Annotated in this window: 18 protein-coding genes; 10 read left to right on the top strand and 8 right to left on the bottom strand. The window is 74.1% G+C overall.

Annotated elements, in window-relative coordinates:
- Positions 1-492: 492 nt before the first annotated feature.
- Together ACFVVA_RS33230 and ptsP are read left to right on the top strand one after the other, a co-directional pair.
- A complete protein-coding gene (locus ACFVVA_RS33230; protein WP_387694458.1) occupies positions 493-942 on the top strand; it encodes a PTS glucose transporter subunit IIA in 450 nt (149 codons plus the stop codon).
- Between the two features lie 96 nt (positions 943-1038).
- A complete protein-coding gene (gene ptsP / locus ACFVVA_RS33225; RefSeq protein ID WP_359911154.1) occupies positions 1039-2709 on the top strand; it encodes a phosphoenolpyruvate--protein phosphotransferase in 1671 nt (556 codons plus the stop codon).
- An 85-nt stretch (positions 2710-2794) separates the two neighbouring features.
- Here the strand turns inward: ptsP and ACFVVA_RS33220 are convergent, their stop codons facing one another.
- The 3 genes from ACFVVA_RS33220 to ACFVVA_RS33210 all read right to left on the bottom strand — a co-directional run bounded on the left by ACFVVA_RS33220 (position 2795) and on the right by ACFVVA_RS33210 (position 6522).
- On the bottom strand, positions 2795-4942 hold the full coding sequence (locus ACFVVA_RS33220) for an acetoacetate--CoA ligase (RefSeq protein WP_387694457.1): 2148 nt from the start codon (positions 4940-4942) through the stop codon (positions 2795-2797).
- A gap of 68 nt (positions 4943-5010) precedes the next feature.
- Complete coding sequence (locus tag ACFVVA_RS33215; protein ID WP_387694456.1) at positions 5011-5565, bottom strand: NUDIX domain-containing protein; 555 nt, start codon at positions 5563-5565, stop codon at positions 5011-5013.
- A gap of 51 nt (positions 5566-5616) precedes the next feature.
- Positions 5617-6522: an NUDIX domain-containing protein gene (locus ACFVVA_RS33210; protein WP_387694455.1), complete on the bottom strand. Its 906-nt coding sequence runs from the start codon at positions 6520-6522 to the stop codon at positions 5617-5619.
- Positions 6523-6711: 189 nt separating this feature from the next.
- Between ACFVVA_RS33210 and mmuM the strand changes: the two genes are divergently transcribed.
- From mmuM to ACFVVA_RS33185, 5 genes are all read left to right on the top strand, one after another.
- Positions 6712-7656 (top strand): homocysteine S-methyltransferase, encoded by a 945-nt coding sequence (mmuM, locus tag ACFVVA_RS33205; protein WP_387694454.1) that lies wholly within the window; start codon positions 6712-6714, stop codon positions 7654-7656.
- A gap of 183 nt (positions 7657-7839) precedes the next feature.
- Positions 7840-8604, top strand: coding sequence for an IclR family transcriptional regulator (locus ACFVVA_RS33200; protein WP_387694453.1), 765 nt, complete (start codon positions 7840-7842; stop codon positions 8602-8604).
- A gap of 324 nt (positions 8605-8928) precedes the next feature.
- Positions 8929-9648 (top strand): MIP/aquaporin family protein, encoded by a 720-nt coding sequence (locus tag ACFVVA_RS33195; RefSeq protein WP_380553658.1) that lies wholly within the window; start codon positions 8929-8931, stop codon positions 9646-9648.
- A gap of 100 nt (positions 9649-9748) precedes the next feature.
- On the top strand, positions 9749-11269 hold the full coding sequence (glpK, locus tag ACFVVA_RS33190; protein WP_387694452.1) for a glycerol kinase GlpK: 1521 nt from the start codon (positions 9749-9751) through the stop codon (positions 11267-11269).
- Between the two features lie 176 nt (positions 11270-11445).
- Positions 11446-13041: an FAD-dependent oxidoreductase gene (locus ACFVVA_RS33185; protein ID WP_387694451.1), complete on the top strand. Its 1596-nt coding sequence runs from the start codon at positions 11446-11448 to the stop codon at positions 13039-13041.
- Positions 13042-13155: 114 nt separating this feature from the next.
- Here the strand turns inward: ACFVVA_RS33185 and ACFVVA_RS33180 are convergent, their stop codons facing one another.
- The gene (locus tag ACFVVA_RS33180; RefSeq protein WP_387694450.1) at positions 13156-14376 is read right to left on the bottom strand and encodes an amidohydrolase family protein; all 1221 of its coding nucleotides are present in this window, start codon (positions 14374-14376) and stop codon (positions 13156-13158) included.
- 67 nt (positions 14377-14443) lie between these two features.
- Between ACFVVA_RS33180 and ACFVVA_RS33175 the strand changes: the two genes are divergently transcribed.
- Positions 14444-15073 carry a TetR/AcrR family transcriptional regulator gene (locus ACFVVA_RS33175; protein ID WP_387694449.1) on the top strand — a complete coding sequence of 210 codons (630 nt, stop codon included), beginning with the start codon at positions 14444-14446 and terminating at the stop codon, positions 15071-15073.
- Between the two features lie 64 nt (positions 15074-15137).
- Here ACFVVA_RS33175 and ACFVVA_RS33170 read toward each other — a convergent pair whose 3' ends face one another.
- Positions 15138-16526, bottom strand: a complete 1389-nt coding sequence (locus tag ACFVVA_RS33170) for a gluconate:H+ symporter (RefSeq protein ID WP_387694462.1) — start codon at positions 16524-16526, stop codon at positions 15138-15140.
- Between the two features lie 2 nt (positions 16527-16528).
- Entirely contained in the window at positions 16529-17083 is a 555-nt protein-coding gene (locus tag ACFVVA_RS33165) for a gluconokinase (protein WP_387694448.1), read from the bottom strand.
- 151 nt (positions 17084-17234) lie between these two features.
- On the opposite strand from ACFVVA_RS33165, the gene ACFVVA_RS33160 reads away from it, so the two are divergent.
- Both ACFVVA_RS33160 and ACFVVA_RS33155 read left to right on the top strand, forming a co-directional pair.
- Positions 17235-17930 carry an FCD domain-containing protein gene (locus tag ACFVVA_RS33160; RefSeq protein WP_359911119.1) on the top strand — a complete coding sequence of 232 codons (696 nt, stop codon included), beginning with the start codon at positions 17235-17237 and terminating at the stop codon, positions 17928-17930.
- Positions 17931-18136: 206 nt separating this feature from the next.
- On the top strand, positions 18137-18676 hold the full coding sequence (locus ACFVVA_RS33155) for a hypothetical protein (RefSeq protein WP_387694447.1): 540 nt from the start codon (positions 18137-18139) through the stop codon (positions 18674-18676).
- Positions 18677-18691: 15 nt separating this feature from the next.
- Here ACFVVA_RS33155 and ACFVVA_RS33150 read toward each other — a convergent pair whose 3' ends face one another.
- A complete protein-coding gene (locus tag ACFVVA_RS33150) occupies positions 18692-19471 on the bottom strand; it encodes a metallophosphoesterase (protein WP_387694446.1) in 780 nt (259 codons plus the stop codon).
- 61 nt (positions 19472-19532) lie between these two features.
- A complete protein-coding gene (locus ACFVVA_RS33145) occupies positions 19533-24116 on the bottom strand; it encodes a hypothetical protein (protein WP_387694445.1) in 4584 nt (1527 codons plus the stop codon).
- Between the last annotated feature and the right edge of the window lie 183 nt (positions 24117-24299).

The following is a 24299-nucleotide window of genomic DNA, read 5'->3' as shown; positions in this document are numbered from 1 at the left end:
TTTGGCACGCTGTTGAGTTCTCAAGGAACGGACGCTTCCTTCGGACCGCCTTCCAGCGGACCCTCCGGGCTTCGTTCTTTCGTGTTTCCAGCTTACCAGACGTTTTCCGCTCCGTTTACCGGGGCTTTTCGCATCTGAAATCTGGTGTTAACCGCCAAGTTGTGGCGACTCGACCAACCATAGCGGGTCGGCAGTCGGAGCGCGAATCGGGCGCACCGGGAGTCCCCCGGACGGCGGCATGATTTGTTGCTCTCGCGAGCATATACAGCAATGGTCCCGATTCGCCAAGATGCCTGTAGAGTGCGGCGCATCGGAGCCAAGAGGACTAGACCACTCGCGGGTCGGCGAGTCGCCGGCCGGCTGGGCGGGCAGGGCGGGTCTTCGCCCGGGAATGTCAGCAGATGTCCAAAGTTGACATGATTTAGGCTTCGGTTGATCGTCGTGCCGCTCCTCGCGGCCGCACGCTGTACCGCGTACTTGGGAGGCACAACCATGACCACTGTGACGTCGCCGCTGACCGGCAAGATCGTGGGGCTCGCGGGCGTGCCCGACCCGGTGTTCTCGGGTGCGATGGTCGGCCCGGGCACCGCGATCGACCCCGTTCGCGAGCAGACCACGGCGGTCGCTCCGGTGGACGGTGTCGTCGTCTCCATGCACCCGCACGCGTTCGTCGTCGTGGACGCCGAGGGCCACGGTGTGCTGACCCACCTCGGGATCGACACCGTTCAGCTGAACGGCGAGGGCTTCGAGCTGCTCGTCAACAAGGGCGACACGGTGACCCGGGGTCAGGCCGTCATCAAGTGGGACCCGGCCGCCGTCGAGGCCGCGGGCAAGTCGCCGATCTCGCCGATCGTGGCGCTGGAGGCCACCGTGGACTCGCTGGGCGGCCTGCGGGAGGACGGCGACGCCAAGGCCGGCGAGCAGCTGTTCAACTGGAGCTGACCTCTTCCTTCCGACCCGCCCCGGACGAGATGACGGGGCGGCCCCCACACACAGCGGTTCCCGGCGGGGCCGCTCATCTCAGCGGAGACAGGTGACATGGAGAAGACGCTGCGCGGCGTGGGCGTGAGCCACGGGGTCGCGATCGGCCAGGTGCGGCACATGGGGACGGCGGTGCTCGAGCCCCCGGCCACCCAGATCCCGACCGAGGACGCCCCCCGTGAGCAGGCTCGCGCCCAGGCCGCCGTCGAGGCGGTCGCCGCCGACCTCATCGCGCGCGGCAACCTCGCGGGCGGCGAGGCCCAGGCCGTGCTGGAGGCCCAGGCGCTGATGGCGCAGGACCCGGAGCTGATGGCCGACGTGTCCCGCCGGATCGCCGTCGGCAGCAGTGCCGAGCGCGGCATCTACGACGCGTTCGCGGCCTACCGGGCGCTGCTCGCCTCCGCCGGGGAGTACCTGGCCGGGCGAGTCGCCGACCTGGACGACGTGCGCAACCGGATCGTGGCCCGGCTGCTCGGCGTGCCGATGCCGGGCGTGCCGGACAGTGACGAGCCGTACGTGCTGTTCGCGCGGGACCTGGCGCCGGCCGACACCGCGCTGCTGGACCCGACGCTGGTGCTCGGCTTCGTGACCGAGGAGGGCGGGCCGACCAGCCACAGCGCCATCCTGGCCCGGGCGATGGGCGTGCCGGCCGTCGTGGCGCTACCGGGGGCGATCGAGGTCGCCGAGGGCACCGTCGTCGCGGTGGACGGCAGCTCCGGCGACGTACTGCTGGAGCCGTCCCAGGAGAAGCAGGACGAGCTGCGGGCGGCCGCCGCCGAGCGCAGGGCCGCGCTGGCCGCCTCCTCCGGCCCGGGGCAGACCTCGGACGGGCACCGGGTGCCGCTGCTGGCCAACGTGGGCGGACCGGCCGACGTGCCGGCCGCGCTGGAGAACGGCGCCGAGGGCGTCGGCCTGTTCCGCACCGAGTTCCTGTTCCTGGACGACTCGGCGAAGGCGCCCGGCGCGGAGAAGCAGGTCGAGGCGTACCGCAAGGTGCTGGAGGCCTTCCCCGAGGGCCGGGTCGTGGTCCGGGTGCTGGACGCCGGCGCCGACAAGCCGCTGGACTTCCTGACCCCGGCCGACGAGCCCAACCCGGCTCTGGGCGTGCGCGGTCTGCGCACCCTGCTCGAACACCCCGAGGTGCTGCGGACCCAGCTGGAGTCGCTGGCCAAGGCGGCCGAGGGCCTGCCGGTGCACCTTGAGGTGATGGCCCCGATGGTGGCCGACCGCAAGGACGCCAAGGACTTCGCGACCGCCTGCCGTGAGGCCGGGCTGGACGCCAAGTTCGGCGCGATGGTGGAGATCCCGTCGGCCGCGCTGCGCGCCAGGGCGATCCTCCAGGAGGTCGAGTTCCTGTCGCTGGGGACCAACGACCTCGCGCAGTACACCTTCGCGGCCGACCGCCAGGTCGGTGCGCTGGCCCGGCTCCAGGACCCGTGGCAGCCGGCTCTGCTGGACCTGGTCGCCGCGGCGGCCGACGCCGCGCGGGCGGCCGGCAAGAGCTGCGGCGTCTGCGGCGAGGCGGCCTCCGACCCGCTGCTGGCCGTGGTGCTGACCGGTCTGGGCGTCACCAGCCTGTCGATGGGCGCGGCCTCGATCCCCTACGTGCGGACCACGCTCGCCAAGTACACGCTGGCGCAGTGCCGCCGGGCGGCCGAGGCGGCCCGGGCCGCGGACAGCGCCGAGGAGGCGCGGGCCGCCGCGCAGCAGGTGCTCTCCGGCGAGTAGCCGGGAGCTGCGCAAGCGGGAACAGCGAGAGGGGCGCCCCCACCCGGGATGGTGGGGGCGCCCCTCTCGTCCGTCCCGGGGCCGGTCAGGCCCGGCGGTCGAGGCGGAGCTGCTCGAAGAAGCGCAGGTGCTCGATGCGGTCGACGGAGCCGGGGTTGACGGCCTGCTCCAGCGGGGTGCCGGAGAGGATGCGCTTGACCGGGACCTCGATCCGCTTGCCGGTGAGGGTGTGCGGGAGGCCGTCGACGGCGATGACCTCGTCGGGCACGTGGCGCGGGGAGAGTTCGGTGCGCAGCGCGGTGCGGATGCGGCCGACCAGGTCGTCGTTCAGTTCCGCGCCGGGGGCGAGGACGACGAACAGCGGCATCCAGTAGCCGCCGTCGGGCTCCTCCAGGCCGATGACCAGGGACTCGGCGATCTCGGGGAGGCGCTCGACGACCTCGTAGATGTCCGAGGAGCCCATCCGGACGCCCTGGCGGTTGAGGGTGGAGTCGGAGCGGCCGTGGATGACGACGGTGCCCCGGGAGGTGACGGTGATCCAGTCGCCGTGGCGCCAGATGCCCGGGTACATGTCGAAGTAGCTGTCGTGGAAGCGGGTGCCCTTGTCGTCGTTCCAGAAGCCGGTGGGCATGGACGGGAGGGGCTTGGTGACGACGAGTTCGCCGACGGTGTCGGTGTGCGGGTGGCCCTGGACGTCCCAGGACTCGACGGCGGCGCCGAGGCAGGGGGCCTGGATCTCGCCGACGTGGACCGGCAGGGTCGGGACGCCGCCGACGAAGCAGGAGCAGACGTCGGTGCCGCCGCTGACCGAGGCGAGCCAGACGTCCTCACTGACCTCGTCGTAGATCCAGCGGAAGCCGTCGGGCGGGAGCGGGGAGCCGGTGGTGCCGATGCAGCGGACGGCGGAGAGGTCGAGCTCGCGGCCGGGGTGGAGTTCGGCCTTGCGGCTGGCGCCGATGTAGGCGGCGGAGGTGCCGAAGACCGTGGTGCCGGTGCGGGCGGCGACCGACCACAGGGCGCCGGCGTCGGGGTGGCCGGGGCTGCCGTCGTAGGTGACGATCGTGGATCCGACCAGGAGGCCGGCGACCAGGAAGTTCCACATCATCCAGCCGGTCGAGGTGAACCAGAAGAAGCGGTCCTGCGGGCCGAGGCCGAGGTGGAGGCCGACCTGCTTGAGGTGCTCGACCAGGATGCCGCCCTGGCTCTGGACGATCGGCTTGGGCAGGCCGGTGGTGCCGGAGGAGTAGAGCACCCAGAGCGGGTGGTCGAACGGGAGCTGGGCGAACTCCGCTTCGCCGTCGGCTCCCGGGGCCCGGCCGGAGACCAGCTCGGCCCAGTCGAGGGCGCCTTCGGGAGCCGGGCCGCCGAGCAGCGGGACGTGGACGACGGTGCGCAGCGAGGGCAGTTCGCGGCGCAGCTCGGCGACGACGTCGGTGCGGTCGTGGGCCTTTCCGCCGTAGTGGTAGCCGTCGACGGCGATCAGGACGTCCGGTTCGAGCTGCTGGAAGCGGTCGAGCACGCTGCGGGCGCCGAAGTCGGGGGCGCAGGAGGTCCAGACGGCGCCGACGGCGTTGGTGGCGAGGAGCGCGACGACGGCCTGCGGGATGTTGGGCAGGTAGGCGGCGACACGGTCGTGGGGGCCGATTCCCTGGGCGCGCAGGGCGGCGGCGAGGGAGAGGACCTGGCGGCGCAGTTCGGCCCAGGTGGTCGGGACCGGGTCACCGCTCGTCTCGTCGACGTGGAGGATGGCGGGCCGGTCGGCGTTGGCCGGGTCCTCGGAGTGGCGCAGGACGTGCTCGGCGTAGTTCAGGCGGGCGCCGGGGAACCACTGGGAGCCGGTGCGGGTCTCGTCGGCGAGGACGGCGTCGGGCATCCGGGGGTCGGCGAGGACGGCGTCGGGGGCCTGGCTGAAGCGGACGTCGAACCACTGGGTGATCGCGGTCCAGAACCGGTCGAGGTCCTCGGTGGACCAGGCGTGCAGGTCGGCGTAGCGCCGGGCGGCCTGCTGGTCGTCGTCGGCCGGGGCGAGCGGGGCGGCCGGGGCGCCGTGGTGCTCGGCCGCCCAGGCCTGGAAGGCCACCAGGGGGGTGGCGGCGGCGCGAGCGGGGTTGGGGCGCCAGAGCGGCTGGTCCTGCGGTGGGGTGCTCACGGTGGTGGTCTCCCGGCCGGTGGTGGGGACGGGAGGGCTCGTGGCAGACCCGTCCGGTTGGGCTGTCGGTGCAGACCATGCCATGTGATCGGCCGCCGCGCCAGGGTCGGCCGATGGGGGTCGGGGGCCCGCGCCGCAGGGCGGCCCCGGGGTCAGCGGGGGGTGAACTCGCCGCTGAACCAGCGGCGCAGGACACCCTTGTGGAAGTCCCAGACGAGCGCGGTGTCGGCGGTGGCGAGCAGCCAGCCGTCGGTCTCGTCGGTGGGGCGCGAGGGCGGGAGCTCCGCGAGCGGGCGGGCCGGGAGCAGGCCGCAGAGCATGACGAAGCGGCCGGCGGGGTCGGACGCGGTGTGGATCAGGGTGACGTCGGCCGGGTCGGCGGTGATGCCGGTCTCCTCGTGCAGTTCGCGCACGCAGGCCTGCTGCCAGCTCTCGCCGTAGTCCATGTAGCCGCCGGGGAAGGCGAGTTCGCCGTAGCCGGGTTCGATGGTGCGGCGGATGACGACCAGGGCCGGGTCGGCGTCGGGGCGGGTGACGGGGAGGACGGTGACCGCGACGGGCAGCGGGTTGCGGTAGCTGATCTCGGCGCAGCCGGGGCAGGTGCGGGGCCAGAGGCGGGTGCCGGGCGGGTAGGGCGTGCCGCAGAAGTGGCAGTGCGAGAACGGCCGGTGGGCTTCGGCGGTGGTCGTCGCTTCGTCAGTGGTCATGGCCGGATGGTAGCCCGGTCGGCCGACGGCGTTGCCGTGGGCCGCCGGGCCTCAGGGGGCGCCGGCGGCGCCGGCCGGGTCGTCGCGGGTGGGGCGGAGCAGCGCGGGGTGCAGCAGGCGGGCGTCGCCGGCGTGGTAGGTGCGGGCGCGGGGGCCGCCGCGGGCGCCGCCGCGCTCGGTGGTGGCGCCGGTGCTCTCGACGAAGCCGGGCACGGACAGCACCTTGCGGTGGAAGTTGCCGGGGTGGAGCTTCTCGTCCCAGACCGCCTCGTAGACGGCGCGGAGGTCGGGGATGGTGAAGTCGTACGGCAGGAAGGCGGTGGCCAGCGGGCTGTACTCCAGCTTGGCGCGCACCCGGTCGAGGCCGTCGGAGAGGATGCGGGCGTGGTCGAAGGCCAGCGTGACCGGGCCTGGGCCGGCGCGCCCGTCGACACCACCCCCGTGGGTGTCGGCGGGCGCACCGGCGACTCGGGACCGGCCGCAGGGCCGGAGGTCCAGGTCGGAGACGGGGTGCCAGGCGGCAGCCGCGGCGTCCGTCCCGGCCCGGGGGTCGGGCAGGTCCGGGGCGAAGGCGAGGTAGGCGACGGAGACGACGTGCATCCGCGGATCCCGCTCGGGGGCGCCGTAGGTGCCGAGTTGTTCCAGGTGGAGGCGGCAGGGCGTGGCCCCGGCCGCGGAGGCGCTCAGCAGGCCCGTCTCCTCGGCGAGCTCGCGGGCGGCGGCCTCGTCCAGGTCCTCCTCGCCGGCCCGCAGGAAGCCCCCGGGCAGCGCCCAGCAGCCCTGGTGGGGCGGGGCGCCGCGCTCGACGAGCAGGACGTGCAGGCCGCCGTGGCGCAAGGTCAGGGCGACCACGTCCACGGTGACGGCGATCGGGGCGTAGGCGCGCGGGTCGTACGCGGCGAGCCACTGCTGCTCGGCTCCGGGCCCGGTGGGGGGCGGTTGGTCGTCCGCTGCCATCGCCGGGCTCCTCTCCATGGTCGCCGGTGCCTTTGGGCCTGTTCCGCCGGTGCTCTTCCAGCGGTGCTGTTCTTCTCGGGCTGAGCACAACGTAGCGAGTGCGTTCCCCGGCGGCAAATGGTTTTCCTGCCCGGCCCGGGGGCGCCCGCCCCTAGGCTGTGACCAGGAACTCTTCCAGAGGAGACCGAGATGCCCACTGCTCCCCCGCCGGACTTCGCCGCCGCGCTGGCCGCCGGTCCGCTGGTGCTCGACGGCGGGATGTCGAACCAGTTGGCGGCGGCCGGGCACGACCTCTCGGACGAGCTCTGGTCGGCGCGGCTGCTGGCGGACGACCCGCAGGCGGTGGTGGCGGCGCACCGGGCGTACTTCGCGGCGGGCGCGGACGTCGCGATAACCGCGAGCTACCAGGCGAGCTTCGAGGGCTTCGCGCGCCGCGGGGTCGGCCGGGCGCAGGCCGCGCGGCTGCTGGCGCGGAGCGTGGAGCTGGCCCGGGAGGCGGCGCGGCCGGAGCCGGGCGGGCGGCGGCGCTGGGTGGCGGCCTCGGTCGGCCCGTACGGGGCGGTGCTGGCGGACGGCTCGGAGTACCGGGGCCGGTACGGGCTGAGCGTCGCGGAGCTGGCGGACTTCCACCGGCCGCGGCTGGAGGTGCTGGCGGCGACCCGGCCGGACGTGCTGGCGCTGGAGACGGTGCCGGACGCGGACGAGGCGCGGGCGCTGCTGGGGCTGGTGCGCGGACTGGGGGTGCCGGCCTGGCTGTCGTACAGCGTCGAGGGCGACCGGACCAGGGCCGGGCAGCCGCTGGCGGAGGCCTTCGCGCTGGCCGCGGAGGTGGACGAGGTGGTCGCGGTGGGCGTCAACTGCTGCACGCCGCAGGACGCGGACCGGGCGGTGGCGGTGGCCGCCGAGGTGACCGGGAAGCCGGTGGTGGTCTACCCGAACAGCGGGGAGAGCTGGGACGCCGCCCGCCGGGGCTGGTGCGGCGAGCCGACCTTCCGCTCGGCCCGGGTGGGCGGCTGGCTCACGGACGGCGCGCGGCTGGTGGGCGGCTGCTGCCGGGTCGGGACGGACGGGATCGCGGCGCTGGCGGCGGAGGTGGCGGTGCTGCGGGCGCAGCGGGCGGGGGCGGTGGGGTGACGGCGCGGGAGCGGTGAGGGCCCGGCGCGGGGCCGTCCGCGCACCCGGCGGACCGCGCCGCGGGCGGGAGGGCCGGGGCGGGTTACCCGGGGGGAAGGTGCACGGAGTCCGGGCGGCCTGGCAGACTCGTCCCGTCATCACTGTGGTCGACATTGTCGACCGCCTTTCAGCGCGGAGGTACCCATGCCCGGCCCGATCCAGTCGCTTTCCCGGGCCGCCGCGATCATGCGCCTGCTGGCCGGCGGCGAACGCCGGCTGGGCCTGTCCGAGGTCGCGACGGCGCTGGACCTGGCCAAGGGGACCGCGCACGGCATCCTGCGCACGCTGCAGCAGGAGGGGTTCGTCGAGCAGGACCCGGAGACCGGCAAGTACCAGCTGGGCGCCGAGCTGCTGCGGCTGGGGCAGAGCTACCTGGACGTGCACGAGCTGCGGGCGCGGGCGCTGGTCTGGGCGGACGACCTGGCCCGGGCGTCCGGGGAGACGGTCTACCTGGGGGTGCTGCACCAGCAGGGCGTGCTGATCGTGCACCACGTGTTCCGGCCGGACGACACCCGGCAAGTGCTGGAGGTGGGCTCGATGCAGCCGCTGCACAGCACCGCGCTGGGCAAGGTGCTGGTGGCCTACGACCCGGTGGCGCGCGGGGAGCTGGGCGACGGGCCGTACGAGTCGTACACCGTGCGGACGCTGACCGGGGCGGCCGACGTGGACGCCGAGTGCGCGCTGATCCGGGAGCGCGGCTGGGCGGACTCGATCGAGGAGACCTGGGAGGGCGTGGCCTCGATCGGCGCGCTGATCCAGGACCGGCGGCGCAACCCGGTGGGCGCGGTGTGCATCAGCGGGGCGGTCGAGCGGGTCTGCGAGGACGGCTTCGTGAAGCCCTCGCTGGTGGCCTCGGTGCGCAGCGCGGCGCGGGCGATCTCCCGCGACCTGGGCGCCGGGCGGTTCTGAGCACATCCACGGACGGCCCGCCGAGGGCCGTCTATTCGTCACGCTGAGGCGCGGACGGGCGGGAGCCCTGTCCGCGCCTCTGGCGTTTTGTCCCGTTTCGGGGCGCTCCGCTCGGTAACGTCGACGGACCTGCCGAGGCGAGGGTCACAGCTGCGTAACCCTGCCTTGACGTGGGGGCGACCTGGGGAGGAAGCTTCCGCATGACGGTCGACATTGTCGAACGATGGCCGGAGAGATCGCTCCCACAGTGCGCTCATCCGCACAGCGATCGACCGGCCGCCTGCCCCCACCTACCCTCCGGGCCATATGGACAAGGGAGTCTTTGTGTCCGCGTTCTCCAACGGCGACGTCTTCGTCGGCGAAACCCTCGGCACCGCCGCCCTGATACTCCTCGGCGGTGGCGTCTGCGCCGCCGTGACCCTCAAGAAGTCGAAGGCCGTCAACGCCGGCTGGCTGGCGATCACCTTCGGCTGGGGATTCGCGGTCCTCATCGCCGCCTACATGTCGGCTCCGAAGTCCGGCGCCCACCTGAACCCCGCCGTCACCATCGCGCTCGCGGTGAAGAGCGGCGAGTGGAGCCAGGTGCCGCTCTACCTCGGCTCCCAGCTGCTCGGCGCGATCATCGGCGCCGTACTGGTCTGGGTCACCTACCTGGGCCAGTTCAACGCGAACGAGGAGCCCACCCTCGGCATCTTCTCGACCGGCCCCGAGATCCGGAACCCGATCCAGAACGTGCTCACCGAGGTCATCGGCACCTTCGTGCTCTGCTTCGCGATCCTCACCATCGGCACCAACTCCGGCCTCTCCCAGTCCGGCACCGGCACCCTGATGGTCGCCTTCACCGTCGTCGGCATCGGCCTCTCGCTGGGCGGCCCGACCGGCTACGCGATCAACCCGGCCCGTGACCTCGGCCCGCGCATCGCGCACGCCCTGCTGCCGATCCCGAAGAAGGGCGGCTCCGACTGGTCGTACGCCTGGATCCCGGTCGTCGGCCCGATCCTGGGCGGCCTCGCGGCCGGTGGCGTCTACAACGCCATCTTCTAAAGGACGGGTTCGCCCCCGCCGTACACGGGGACTGACCGATACGACGCGCGTCAGGCCCACCCACCCCGTATCCCCCGAACCCGAGCCGAGGACCCTCCCCATGACCTCCACCGGTAACTACATCGCCGCGATCGACCAGGGCACCACCTCCAGCCGCTGCATCATCTTCGGCGCCGACGGCCGGATCGTCTCCGTCGACCAGCAGGAGCACCGGCAGATCTTCCCCCAGCCCGGCTACGTCGAGCACGACGCCGCCGAGATCTGGACCCGGGTGCAGTCGGTCGTCCGCGGCGCGCTGGAGAAGGCCGGCCTGACCAAGGACGACATCCGCGCGATCGGCATCACCAACCAGCGCGAGACCACCGTCCTGTGGGACAAGAACACCGGTGAGCCGGTGCACAACGCGCTGGTGTGGCAGGACACCCGCACCGAGGCGCTCTGCCGCGAGCTCGGCCGCAACGTCGGCCAGGACCGCTTCCGCCGCGAGACCGGCCTCCCGCTGGCCAGCTACTTCGCCGGGCCGAAGATCCGCTGGCTGCTGGACAACGTCGAGGGCCTGCGCGAGCGCGCCGAGGCCGGCGACATCCTGTTCGGCACCATGGACACCTGGGTGATCTGGAACCTCACCGGCGGCGTCAACGGCGGCAAGCACGTCACCGACGTCACCAACGCCAGCCGCACCATGCTGATGAACCTGAACACGCTGGCGTGGGACGAGAAGATCGCCGACTCGATGGGCGTGCCGATGGCCGTCCTGCCGGAGATCCGCTCCTCCGCCGAGGTCTACGGCGAGGCCGTCGGCGACCTGGCCGGCGTCCCGGTCGCCGCCGCGCTCGGCGACCAGCAGGCCGCGCTGTTCGGCCAGACCTGCTTCGACGAGGGCGAGGCCAAGTCCACCTACGGCACCGGCACCTTCCTGCTGCTGAACACCGGCGAGAAGATCGTCAACTCGTACCACGGCCTGCTGACCACCGTCGGCTACCGGATCGGCGACCAGGCCCCGGTGTACGCCCTGGAAGGCTCGATCGCCGTCACCGGCTCGCTCGTCCAGTGGCTGCGCGACCAGCTCGGCATCATCTCCACCGCCGCCGAGATCGAGACCCTCGCCAACACCGTCGAGGACAACGGCGGCGCCTACTTCGTCCCGGCCTTCTCCGGCCTGTTCGCCCCGTACTGGCGCTCCGACGCCCGCGGTGTGATCGCCGGTCTGACCCGGTACGTCACCAAGGGCCACCTGGCCCGGGCCGTCCTGGAGGCCACCGCCTGGCAGACCCGCGAGGTCGTCGACGCCATGCAGAAGGACTCCGGGGTCGAGCTCACCGCCCTCAAGGTCGACGGCGGCATGACCAGCAACAACCTGCTCATGCAGAACATCGCCGACGTCCTGGACGCCCCGGTCGAGCGCCCGTACGTGGCCGAGACCACCGCCCTCGGCGCCGCCTACGCGGCCGGACTCGCCGTCGGCTTCTGGAACGACCTCGACACCCTGCGGGCCAACTGGCACCGCGCCGCCGAGTGGACCCCGCGCATGGACGAGGCCACCCGGGAGCGTGAGTACAAGAAGTGGCTCAAGGCCGTGGAGCGCACCATGGGCTGGGTGGAGGAGGAAGAGAACAACTGACCGACAAGCCGGTCGGGGCCCCGCGCCCCGACCGGCCGCCCGCTGTTCCGGCAACGGGTGTCACCGGCTTCAACCGGCCCGCCGCACCGGGCCGACCGGCCTCTCCCGCAGAGGCCGCACCGCACACGAGAGGAGTAACGGCGCCGCCCGACCCGCGCGCGCCGTACACAACCACCATGGCAACCATTCCGACCCTGGGCGCCGAGCGCACCGCCGGCCGCACCGCCTCCCGCGCCGAGACCCGCGAGCTGCTCGGCAAGGCCACCTACGACCTGCTGGTGATCGGGGGCGGCATCCTCGGCACGGCCGTCGCCTGGACCGCGTCCCAGGCCGGCCTCAAGGTCGCCATGGTCGACGCCGGCGACTTCGCCGGCGCCACCTCCAGCGCCTCCTCCAAGCTCGTCCACGGCGGTCTGCGCTACCTGCAGACCGGCGCGGTCAAGCTGGTCGCGGAGAACCACAAGGAGCGCCGCGCGCTCTCCACCGACGTGGCCCCGCACCTGGTCAACCCGCTGACCTTCTTCGTGCCGGTCTACAAGGGCGGCCCGCACGGCGCCGCCAAGCTCGGCGCCGGCGTCTTCCTGTACTCCGCGCTGTCCGCCTTCCGCGACGGCATGGGCCGGGTCTCCACCGCCGCCCACGCCGCCCAGCAGGTGCCCGCGCTGCGCACCGAGGGCCTGCGCTCGGTGGCCGTCTACGGCGACCACCAGATGAACGACTCGCGCGTCGCCGTGATGACCGTGCGCGCCGCCGTCGACGCCGGCGCCGTGGTGCTCAACCACGCCGAGGTCACCGGCCTGCGCTTCACCGGCGGCCGGGTCACCGGCGCCGACCTCCGCGACCGCCTGGACGGCAGCGAGTTCGGCATCGACGCCCGCCTGGTGCTGAACGCCACCGGCCCGTGGGTGGACCACCTGCGCAAGATGGAGGACGCCGGCGCCGCGCCGTCGATCCGCCTCTCCAAGGGCGCCCACGTGGTCGTCAAGCGCCGCTCGCCGTGGCGCGCCGCGCTGACCATCCCGATCGACAAGTACCGCGTCTCCTTCGCCATCCCGTGGGAGGACCACGTCCTCCTCGGCACCACCGACGAGGAGTACACCGGCGACCCGAAGGACGTCCGGGCCACCGAGGCGGACATCGACCAGATCATGGGCGAGGCCGCGCACGCGATCCGCGACGAGCACCTCGACCGCGACCTGATCACCTACTCCTTCGCCGGCCTGCGGGTGCTGCCGGGCGGCCCGGGCGACACCGCCGCCGCCAAGCGCGAGACCGTCGTCACCGAGGGCCGCGGCGGCATGCTGTCGGTCTCCGGCGGCAAGTGGACCACCTACCGGCACATCGGCCGCGCCGTCCTGGAGAAGCTGGCCCACGTGCCCGGCACCAGCCTCGGCGAGGACATGTCCCCGATCGCCCCGACCGTCCCGCTGCCGGGCGTCGGCGCGCCGAACGCGGTGGCGCACCGCCTGCTGATCGACCGTGAGCCGGGCTCGCGGATGGAGCCGCTGGTGGCCAAGCACCTGGCCAGCCACTACGGCACGCTGTCCTTCGACATCGCCCGCATGATCGACGAGAACCCGGAGCTCGGCCGGCCGATCCACGAGGACGGTCCGGACGTCTGGGCGCAGGTCGCGTACGCGGCGGACAACGAGTGGGCGTACACCTCGGACGACGTGCTGCGCCGCCGCACCACGATGACGGTGCGCGGGCTGGACACGCCGGAGATCAAGGCCGAGGTCGAGGCCTTCCTCGCGAAGCGTGGGAACAAGTAAGCACAGCCTCGCGAAGCGCGGGAACAAGTAGGCACAGCCTCGCCGAGCTGGTCGAGGCCTTCACGGCGGGCGGGCGTCCGGGGTTTCCCCGGGCGCCCGCCCGCCGTTTCGCCGTCAGACCGGGACGCCGGCCTTGACCACCCGCTTCGGGTGGAGGTCGGGGCGGGTGAGCACGGCGAGGTCGGCGAGCGGGTCGCCGTCCAGGACGAGCAGGTCGGCGTGGGCGCCCGGGGCGAGGGTGCCGATCTCCCCCGCCAGGCCGAGCAGCCGGGCCGCCGTGGTGGTCGCCGAGCGCAGCACGTCCGCGACCGGCTGGACCTGGGCGCGCAGGGTGAACTCCTCCAGCTGGGCCGGGTGCAGCGGGCCGAGCAGGTCGCTGCCGTAGACGAGGTTGACGCCCGCGCGGTGGGCGCGCTCCAGCGCCTCCAGGCCCCGGTCGCGGACCTCGGCGAGCTTGCCCAGGGAGGCGGGCGGCAGGCCGGAGGCGGCGCCGGCCCGGGCGGTCTGCTCGTAGGCGACCAGGGTGGGCACCAGGAAGGCGTCCTTCTCCAGCAGCAGGGCGACCGTGCCGTCGTCCAGCAGGTTCCCGTGCTCGACGCAGCGCACGCCGGCCCGCAGGGCGCGGTCGATCGCCCGCGGGTGGTAGGCGTGCACGGTGACGTAGCGGTTGTGGTTCTCGGCCTCCTCGACGGCCGCGCGGATCTCCTCCTCGCTGTACTGGACGGCGCCGATCTCGTCGTGCGGGGAGGCGACGCCGCCGGAGAGCAGCACCTTGAGGTGGCGGGCGCCCTTGCGGAACTCGTCCCGGGCGGCGGCCCGCACCGCGTCCACGCCGTCGGCGATCCGGCCGAAGTGCGGGCGGGACTCGCAGCAGGGCAGGGAGTCGTCGCCGAGCGGGCGCAGGTCGCCGTGGCCGCCGGTCTGGGAGAGCGCCTTGCCGCCGTGCAGCAGCCGCGGGCCGGGCACCAGGCCCTCGGCGAGGGCGCGGGCCATCCCGTGGTCGGCGCCGCCGACGTCGCGGACGGTGGTGAAGCCGCGGCGCAGCATGCGCTCGGCCTCGGCGAGGGCGCGCACGGTGGCGTAGCCGGGGGTCCAGCTGGTGAAGTCGTGCAGGTCGAGCGAGGTGACCAGCAGGTGGACGTGGGCGTCGATCAGGCCGGGCAGGACGGTGCCTCCGGCCGCGTCGAGGACCCGGACGTCCTCGGCGGCGGCGGGCGGGCGGCCGGTGCCAGTGGCCGCGATCCGGCCGTCGGCGGCCTCCAGCCAGCCGAGGTCGGTGCGGGTGCCGTCCTCGGGGTGGAGCAGGTGGGCGTTGGTGATCAGCAGGCGGCTCATGGCCCTCGTTTCAGTACGGCTCGTATTGAATACGACTCGTACTGAATACACCATGTATCGTGCTGCTGTGAACCCGCCCCCCGCCGATACCGCCCCCCGACCACCCCGACGCCGCATCCACACCCGGGCCCGGCTGCTCGCCGCCGCACGCGAGCTGTTCCTCTCCGTCGGCTTCGCCCGGACGAGCATCGAGGACGTCTGCGCCGCCGCCGGCTACACCCGCGGCGCCTTCTACTCGAACTTCGGCGGCAAGGAGGAGCTGCTGCTGGCGCTCTTCGACGACCAGGCCGCTCAGCGGATGGCCGAACTGGCCGAACTGGCCGCCGCCTGCGAGGCGCTGGCGCCCCGGGAGCGGGCGCGGCGGCTGGTCGAGGCGCTGCTGCGGGTCGAGCCGACGGAGTCCGGGTGGATCCTGCTGTTCCTGGAGTTCCGGCTGGTCGCGGCCCGGACGGAGGCACTGGCCGAGCAGGTCGCCGCGCACGACCGGGCGGTCGCACGGGCGCTGGCCGAGGTCCTGGAGCGGGCGCTGCCGGAGCTGGTGCCCCCGGGCGCGAGCGCCGACCAGGCCGCGACGGTGGTCCTGGCGGCGCGGGAGGGGCTGCTGGCCCGGACGGCGGCGGGCGGCGCGGTCGCGGAGGACCTGCTGACGGCGACGGCGGCGGTGCTGTCGGGGCTGCTGGACGGGTCGGACCGATGAAACGCCGAGGGGCGGCACCCGTACGGTCACGGGTGCCGCCCCTCGGCGGTCGTTGCTTCGCGCGCTAGATGATCAGGCTGAGCGGCATGATCAGGGCGATGGCGACCACCGAGATCACCGTCTCCATCACCGACCAGGACTTCAGCGTCTGCCCGACGCTCATCCCGAAGTACTCCTTCACCAGCCAGAAGCCGGCGTCGTTGACGTGCGAGAAGAACAGCGAGCCGGCGCCGATCGCGAGCACCAGCAGGGCCGCGTGGGTCGAGGACATGTTCGCGGCCAGCGGGGAGACGATGCCGGCGGCGGTGATCGTGGCGACCGTCGCCGAGCCGGTGGCCAGCCGGATCAGCACGGCGATCAGCCAGCCGAGCAGCAGCGCCGAGATGTGCCACTTGCCGGACCACTCGCTGACCGCGTTGCCGACGCCCACGTCGATCAGGGTCTGCTTGAAGCCTCCGCCCGCGCCGACGATGAACACGATGCCGGCGATGGGGCCGAGGGACTTGCCGACGGTGTCGGAGATCCGGGCCTTGTCGAAGCCGGCCGCCCTGCCGAGGGTCACCATGCCGAGCAGGGTCGCGGCGAGCAGGGCGATCAGCGGGGAGCCTATGAAGTCGAACACCCGCTGGACCAGCGCCTTCGGGTCGTCGATCACGACGTCGGCCAGGGCCTTGCCGAGCATCAGCACGACGGGCAGCAGGATGGTGGCCAGCACCGCGGCGAAGGACGGGGTGCGGTCGTGCTTGGCCGTCTCCTCGGGGGCGGTGGCCGCCGGGATCTCCAGCGGGCCGACCCAGCGCTCGGCCAGCCGCGCGAACAGCGGGCCCGCGATGATCAGGGTCGGGACGGCGATCAGCAGGCCGAGCGCCAGGGTGATGCCGAGGTCGGCCTTCAGCGCGTCGACCGCGACCAGCGGGCCCGGGTGCGGGGGCACCAGGCCGTGCAGCACCGACAGGCCGGCCAGCGCCGGGATGCCGACCCGCATCAGCGGTACGTTGCCGCGGCGGGCGACCAGCAGCACGATCGGGATCAGCAGGACGACCCCGACCTCGAAGAACAGCGGCAGGCCGAGCACGGCCGCGATCAGCGCCATCGCCCAGGGCAGCGCCTTGTTGCCGGTCCGGGAGAGGACGGTGTCCGCGATGATGTTGGCGCCGCCGGAGTCGGCGAGCAGCTTGCCGAGCATCGCGCCGAGGCCGATCAGCAGGCCGACGCTGGCGACGGTGGATCCGAAGCCCGTGGAGAAGCTGCTCAGCAGCTTGTCGAAGGGGGCGCCCGCGACGGCGGCCAGCAGGCCGGAGCCGAGCGTGAGGGCGAGGAACGGGTGCAGCTTCAGCTCGGTGATCAGTACGACGATCGCACCGATACTGAGCAGCACCGCGATCAGCAGCTGGGAGTCGCTGCTGGTGTGCGGCAGGGCCGGTGGGGCGGCCGCCAGCAGGGTGGGGGCAATGCTCACGCGAGGTCTCCATTGACGGGCCGCAGCAGCGCCACGGCCATCTCGACGAGTTCTTCGGGGGACGGGCCGACGTCCAGGACGCCTCCGCGCTCGTCCGCCGCCAGCGGTTCCAGGGCGGCGTACTGCGAGTCGAGCAGCGAGGACGGCATGAAGTGGCCGGTGCGGTGGCTGAGCCGGTCCTCGACCAGCTCGTGGCCACCGCTGAGGTGCAGGAAGAAGGCGCCCGGGCAGGCCGCGCGCAGGGTTTCGCGATAGCGGTGCTTCAGCGCCGAGCAGGTGACCACACCGCCGGTGCCGGCCTCGGTCCGCTCCTTGAGCCAGGCGCCGACGGCGCGCAGCCAGGGGGCGCGGTCCTGGTCGTCCAGCGGGACGCCGGCGGACATCTTGGCGATGTTGGCCGCGGGGTGGAACTCGTCCGCCTCGGCGAAGGGGAGGGCGAGACGGTCCGCCAGCAGGCGGGCCAGGGTGGTCTTGCCGACGCCCGAGACGCCCATCACCACGACGGTGAGGGGGGCCTGCGGGAGGTCGTGGTTCTCGACGCTGAGAGCCATGGGGTGGTGCTCCTTCGTTGCCTGGCCGCCACTATCGCCTCAAAGATATGACGTATTCAAGTGACGGAAACCAAATCGTCATACTTTTACGATGTGGTCTGGGTCGCAGGGCGAGGTGAAGGCCCGCGGAGCGGGCGTCTACGCTGGGCGGATGGAGATCCAGGGGCTGCCCGGTCGGCTGCTTGCCGAGCTCGGGCCGGCGATCGCGTCGGGGGAGATCCCCGAGGGGGCGGTACTGCGCGGAGAGGAACTGGAGGGCCGGTTCGGGGTGTCCCGGACGGTCGTCCGGGAGGCGGTGCGCGTCCTGGAGGGGATGCGGATGGTGGCGTCCCGGCGACGGGTCGGGATCACCGTGCAGCCGAAGTCGCTCTGGGACGTCTTCGACCCGATGGTGATCCGCTGGCGCCTGGCCGGCGCGGACCGCCCGGCCCAGCTGCGCTCGCTCGGCTCGCTGCGCGTGGCCGTCGAACCGGCCGCGGCCGCGCTCGCCGCCACCCACGCGAGCGACGACGACCGGCGCGAACTCAGCTCACTGGCCGTGGACCTGACGGTCACCGCACGGGCCGCCGACCTGAACGCCTTCCTCAGGCACGACATCGCCTTCCACTCGCTGGTGCTGCGCGCCTCGGGCAACGAGATGTTCGCCCACCTCGGGGACAGCGTCGCGGCGGTGCTCACCGGCCGGACCGAGTACCATCTGATGCCCCATCAGCCGGAGCCGTACGCGATCCGCCTGCACCGCGAGGTCGCGGAGGCGATCTGCGCCGAGGACGCCGTCCACGCCGAGCGGGCGATGCGGACGATCGTGACCGGCGCGCTGGAGGAGCTCAACGTCCAGCTGGACTGAACCGGGCCGCCTGAGGGCGCCGGGCCTTGCCCGGACGGCCCGGATGACACGACGGGACGGCCTGGATGACACGATTTGAAGGCAGTTCGGCGGTTTCGGACGCATAGTCCTGGTTCGGCGGGGCAGAGTGAGGCGAGGGGCGCGTTTCGTGTGCACCCGTTCCGTATGCTTCACAGAACACGCGCCACGCGCCTGGGGGTCGCTCGATGTCCGTGCCACGCCGCCGCCGTCGCCGCCGCCTGCCCGACGAGGTGCGCGCCGCCGCAGTCCGGGCGGTGCTCTGCCTGTCCTTCACCCTGGTGGGCGTCGTGGTGGCCACCCTGGCCTCGTACGCGGGCAGTTGGCTGCTGACACCGGCACTGCTGGCCATGGGGCTCGGGGTGTTCGGCACCATGTGGTGCCTGCTGGAGATCCTGATCTCCCGCCAGGTCGCGGCCCAGCGGATGCGGACGCCGGGCGCCACGAACCCGACGGCGGGCGGCCGGGGGCCCTCCGAGCCGCTGGCCGCCCGGCCGTTCCCCCGGCCCGGGCCTTCCTCGGTGTACCGGCAGCCGTACGAGTCGCCCCAGCCGCAGTCGCAGCAGCAGCAGCAGCCACCGCAGCCGTACGGCGGTCCGGGGCGGCAGCAGCCGTACGGGCCCGGGCACCAGCCGCAGCGAGCGCCGCACCAGCAGCCGTACCAACCGCCGCGCCAGGCACCGCAACAGCCGCCGCGCCAGGCCCGGGTGCGGCCCAACCACCCGTAGCGCCGGGCCGATCGGTCAGTCCCGCGCCGGCAGCGCCCGGTAGTGGGTGGTGAGCCGGCGGTCCCCGTCCAGGACGTGGAAGGCCAGCATCGGCGGGTGGTCGAAGGAGATGCCGCGCCCGCCCTCGAACGGCAGCGTGACGGTGGAGGCCACGCCGGGCGCGACCAGCAGCGGCAGACCGGCGAAGGTGGTGGCCGCGGAGGTGTGCGCGTGGCCGCAGAGCAGGGCGGCCACCCGGGGGTGCCGGCGCAGCACCTGCGCCAGCCGCGCCTCGCCGAACTGGCGGATCGGGTCGACGTACGGCAGGTGCAGCTCCACCGGCGGGTGATGGAAGGCCACCAGCGCGGGCAACTCGCCGCGGCCGGACGCCAGTTCGGCGTCCAGCCAGTCCAGCGTCCGCTCGTCCAGCAGGCCGTCGTCCTGCCCGGGTATCGAGGAGTCGAGCATCAGCACGTCGGCGCCCGGCAGTTGGTGCAGGCGATTGATCGGCCCCTCCCCCGGCCCCTCCCCCGGCGCCTCGCCGAGCAGCACCTCCCGGTACGGCGCCCTGGAGTCGTGGTTGCCGGGGCAAATGAGCACCGGGTGACGGGAGGCCAGCACCTCGGCGACCTCCCGGTACTCCTCGGGCAGGCCATGGTCGGCGAGGTCGCCGGTGACCAGCACGGCGTCCAGCGGGCCGGGCAGGGCGTCGAGGTACGCCATCACCTGCTCGGCCCGCCGCCGGGCGCGCCTGCCGCCGTCCCGGCGGTGGACCTGGCCGAGGTGGGTGTCACTGAGGTGCGCGATCGTCAGCATGGAGATCACGCTAGTCAGTTCACGGTCGGACCGGAACCTCCCCCGGCCGGACGGGGCCCGCTCACGTCTGCGCCGGAACCTCCGCGGGGCGCTTGAACATCCGGGTGGCGGTGATCTCGCCGTGGATGGTCGGGCCGTCCGGGTCCGGCGCGGCCGGCAGGCCCGGGCGCAGGTGCTCCTCGACCGAGATGTACTTGAGGCCCGCGCGCAGGTCGGCGTCGTTGCGCAGGCGGATCACCAGCGGGAACTCGGCGAGCGCCGTGGTGTCGAACAGGCCGGTGGTGTAGATCAGCTGGACGCCGAGCGCGTCGGCCACGGCCCGCTGGAGCTCCAGCAGGTAGGTCGCGTTGGCGCGGCCGATCGGGTTGTCCAGGAACAGCGTGCCGGCGTGCCGCAGCTGGGACTGGCCGCGGTCGTTGGCGCGCAGCGCGGCCATCGTGCAGTACAGCGCGATGGCCGCGGTGAGCAGCTGGCCGCCGGAGAAGACGTCGGACATCTGGCCGACCCCGACCCGCTCGGCCCGCAGCACCGCGTCGGGCTTGAGGATCTCGACGCTGACGCCCTTGGGGCCGATCGCGGCGGCGACCCCGCGCAGCAGCAGCGACATGCCGTCGCGGCGCAGGTCGCTGTTCTTCTTCACGGCGGCGCGGGTGGCCTCGTCGATGACCTCGCCCAGGCGCTCGACCAGGGTGGCGTGGTCCGGGTCCTCGAAGCGGATCCGGAGGAACTCCTGGCCGGACCACTCCCCCAGGCCCTCGGGCAGCCGGGACAGCCGCTGAGCGGCGCGCAGCGTGGTGAGCGAGGACTCGACCAGACCGCGCAGCCGGTCCACGATCGAGCCGCGGTTCTTCTCCAGCTGGGCCAGCTCGTCGGTGAGCACCCGCAGCCGGGGCGCGAAGGCCGCGGCCCAGGCGGCGGCGTGCTCGGGCAGCGCGGAGGCGGGCAGTTCCCGGATCTGCTGGCGGGCGGGGGTGCGGACGGCCTCGTAGCGGGCCGCGTTGGCGTGCCGGACCAGGGCGTCGGAGGCGTCGCGGACGGCGAGTTCGGAGGAGGACAGCTCGCCGGCGGCGGTGCGCAGCGAGCGGCGGGCCTCGGTGGCGCCGGTGCGGGCGTCGGCCAGCGAGCCCAGGTACGGCTCGACCGGGTCGTCCGGGTCCTCCTGCTGGTCGCGCAGGCCGTCGCGCAACTGGCCGGCCAGCTCGTCGAAGTCGGCGGCCGAGGCCTGGGCGCTGTCGAAGGTGCGCTGGAGGTCGGCGTGGGCGGTGCGGGCGGCGTCCAGGGCCTCGCGGCGCTCGGCGAGTCGGCTGGTGGCGGTGCGCAGCAGGACCTGGGCGTGCTCCGGATCGGTGGGGACGAGGTCCTCGGGCAGCTCGGTGTGCGCCTCGCCGTCGGCGGGGGCGGAGCGCTCGGCCTCGCCGCGCAGCCGGCCGAGCTGCTCGCTGGCGGCGGCGGAGCGGGCCTCGATGGTGGCGACCAGCTCCTCGGCGCGGGCGGCGGCGGCCTGGCGGGCCGGGCCGTCGGCGCCGTCGGGGCTGCCGAGGAGCTCCTCGGCGCGGGTGCGGACCTTGTTGGTGAGGCGGTCGAGTTCGGTCGCGGCGGCGGCCTCGTCGCCCTCGGCGCGGGCCTGTTCGGCGCGCAGGTCGGCGCCGACGCCGACCTTCTCGTACAGCTGGGAGGCGGCGCGGTAGGCCTCGCGCAGTGCGGGCAGTGCGGCGGGGGCGGTCTCGACGGGCTCGTCGGACTGCTCGGCGGCGGGGATCTCGGCACGTTCGGCGCGCAGCGCGCGGGCCGTGCGGCGGGCGTCGTCGGCGGCGCGCTGGGCGGCGCGGCGGTCCTCGTCGCAGGTGCGGGCGCGCTCGGCGCACAGCACCTGGCGGCGGTCGCACTCGGCGGCGTCCTCGGCGAGTTCGCGCTGGCGGCGGGCCCAGTTGCCGCGCTCGCGCAGCCGGAAGGCGAGGCCGGAGAGGGCGTCGGCGCGGCGGCGGGCGCGCTGGGCGGCCTCCCGGTGCTCCTCGTGGACGGAGGCGGCCGCGGCGTGGTCGGTCTCGGCCTCGTCGTGGTCGGCGCGCAGGGTGGCCAGGGCGGCGGCGGCCTGCTCGGCGTGCTCGCGGGCGGCCTCGGCGGCGGCGGCGAATTCGGCGAGGGTGCCGGGCGGGCAGCTGGCGTGCCAGGAGGCGAGGCGGGCGGCGAGGGCGCGGTCGGCACCGAGGCGGCCGGCCAGTTCGCGGATGTGCTCCTCGCGGGCGCTCGCCCGGGCGCGCAGTTCGCGGCGCTCGCCGTCGGCGGCGGACTCGTCGTGCATGGCCGGGTTCGGCGGGACGAGGAAGAAGGCGGGCTCGTCGGTGATCGGGGCGATCAGCGAGGCGGCGGCGCCGACGGCGACGGTGGAGCGCGGCAGCAGGGCGGCGGCCTGCAGGGCCTCGCGGGCGCGTTCCAGCGAGGCCGGGTCGGTGACGACCACGCCGTCGACCAGTTCGGGGCGGGCGGCGAGGATCGCGTCGTGGTCGGCCGGGTCCACGGACTGGGCGAGGTAGCGCCAGCCGGGCAGGGCCGGGATGCCGTGCTCGGCGAGGTACTCGACGGTGGCGAGCACGTCCGGGCCGGGCGGCAGCAGACCGCCGTCGCCGAGGGCGGCGAGGATGCGGGAGTCGTCGGCGGCGGCCGTGCGGAGGTCGAACAGGGTGCGTTCGGCGGTGGCGATGGACTCGTCGAGGAGTTCGCGCAGGTACTCGGCGTTGCGGTCGAGCACGGCGGGGGTGAGGAACCCGGCGTCCTCCTCGGCGCCCGACCCGTCCTCGCTCCAATCGGTAGGTGTGGGGGTCAGGGAGAGCAGGTCGGCGAGGCGCTCCTCGGTGGCGAGCAGGGCGGCGGTGCGCTGCTCGGCGGCGAGGGCGCGGGCGGCGTCCTTGCGGGCGTCGCCGGCCCGCTCGGCGGCGAGTTCGGCGCGCGAGGTGGCGGCGGCGGACTCGCGCAGCCGGGCGGCGGCGGACTCGGCGGCGGTACGGGCCTGGGCGAGCGCGGCGGCGGCGGCCTTCTCGACGTCGGCGGCGTGCAGCGCGGCGCGGGCCGGGTCCACGTCGCCGTCGGCGTCGATGAAGCCGGCCGAGACGGCGGCCTCGGTCTCCTGCTCGACCTCGGCGAGACGCTGGCGCAGGTGCTCGGCCTCGCTGCGGGCCTTCTGGGCGGCGGTGGCGGCCTCGGTGGCGTCGGACTGCGCCTTGCCGCCGTCCTGCTGGAGTTCGCCCGCGCGCTCCTCCTCGGTGTCGGCGCGGGACTCGGCGGCCGCGGCGGCGGCCTCCAGGGCGCGGGCCAGGGCGGTCGCGGCGCGGGCGCGGGCGGCGAGCGCGGGGGCGGCGTCCAGCTCGGCCTCGCGGATGGCGGCGGCGACCCGGGTGACACGGTCGGCGGCGGCGCGCTGGCGCAGTACCGCCTCGGCGGCCTGCCAGGCGGAGTGCAGGGTGCGGGCGTCGATGAGTTCGCGGCGCAGCGCGGCGGCCTCGGCGGTGGCCGCGGCGAGGCCCAACGTGGCGTGCCGGTGGGTGAGTTCGTCGGTGATCAGGCTGTGCCGGGTGCGGTCGGCCTCGGCGGCGGTGACGGCGCTCGCGGCGGCGGCGACCTCGATGGCGAGGTCCTGGGCGCGGTCGCGTTCGGCGGTGGCGCGGGAGGCGAGGGCGTGGGCGAGGCGGCGGGTGCGGCGTTCGGCGGTGCGGTGGGCCTCGCGGACGGTCTCGCGGGCGGTGGTGGTCTCGGCGATGCGCTCCAGCAGGTCCAGCGAGCCGGCGGTGAAGTCGCGTTCGGCGGTGAGTTCGGCGCGGCGGCCGAGCTTGGCGGCGAAGCCGTGCACGAGGTCGGCGAGGCCGTCGGTGTCCCGGGTGTCGGTGACGGCGCGCAGCAGGAGGTCGGTGAAGTCGCTGTCGTGCTTGACCGCGAAGAGGCCGGCCGCCTCGCCCTCGTCGGCGTTCATCTCTCGCTGGTAGCGGAAGAGTTCGGGGTCGAGGCCGAGTTCGCCGAGGTGCTCGGTCCAGCGGTCGTGGCCGTCCTCGAAGACCAGGTCGAGGTGGGGGTGGGCCTTGCCGGCCTCGGTGAGGGCGTCGCGGAAGCCCTTCATGGTGCGGCGGCGGCCGCGGGCCTTCTGGTCTCCGGCCAGGCTGACCCGTTCGGCGACCGGCAGCGAGTCGAGGGTCAGGCCGGCGCCGGGGCGGAAGGAGTACCAGGTCTCGGCGAACTTGCGCGGGTCGGAGGAGACCTGGCGGCCGCGCCACTCGCTGACCTTGCCGACCACGATCAGCTCGCCCGTGACGGTGTGCTGCCATTCCAGGGCGACGTGGCCGCAGTCGTCGGCGAGCAGGAACTTGCGCAGCACGCCGGAGCTGGCGCCGCCGAGGGTGTTGCGGTGGCCGGGGAGCATGACCGAGAAGATCAGCTTGAGCAGGACGGACTTGCCGCCGCCGTTCTCCAGGAAGAGCACGCCGGCGGGGGCGGGGCGGCGGACCGGGCCGTCGGTGTCCTCGCCGAACAGGCCGATCTGCTGCGGGGCCGGGTCGGCGACCGGCTCGCCGACGCCGCGCAGGTCGAGCACCGTGTCGGCGTAGCGGGCGCCGGCCGGTCCGATCGAGTAGAGGCGGACCCGGTTGAGCTCGTACATGTGCGGCGGTTCTCCGTGGCTTGCGTGGCGTGAGGGGTGGGCGGCGGGCCGGTTCGGGGCGGGTGGGCCGGGGGCCGGCGCGGTGCTCCGGGACCGGGTGTGCCCGGCGGGAGGCCGGCACGGTGGGCTCGGAGCGGATGGGATCTGGGCGGGTGGGCTCTGGGCGCCGGTGCTCGGAGCGGG

Source organism: Kitasatospora sp. NPDC058048, from assembly GCF_042885555.1.
GTDB classification, from domain to species: domain Bacteria; phylum Actinomycetota; class Actinomycetes; order Streptomycetales; family Streptomycetaceae; genus Kitasatospora; species Kitasatospora lactacystinica.
Note: the sequence above shows the minus strand (reverse complement) of the source record. Positions and strands in the feature narration are given on the sequence as shown.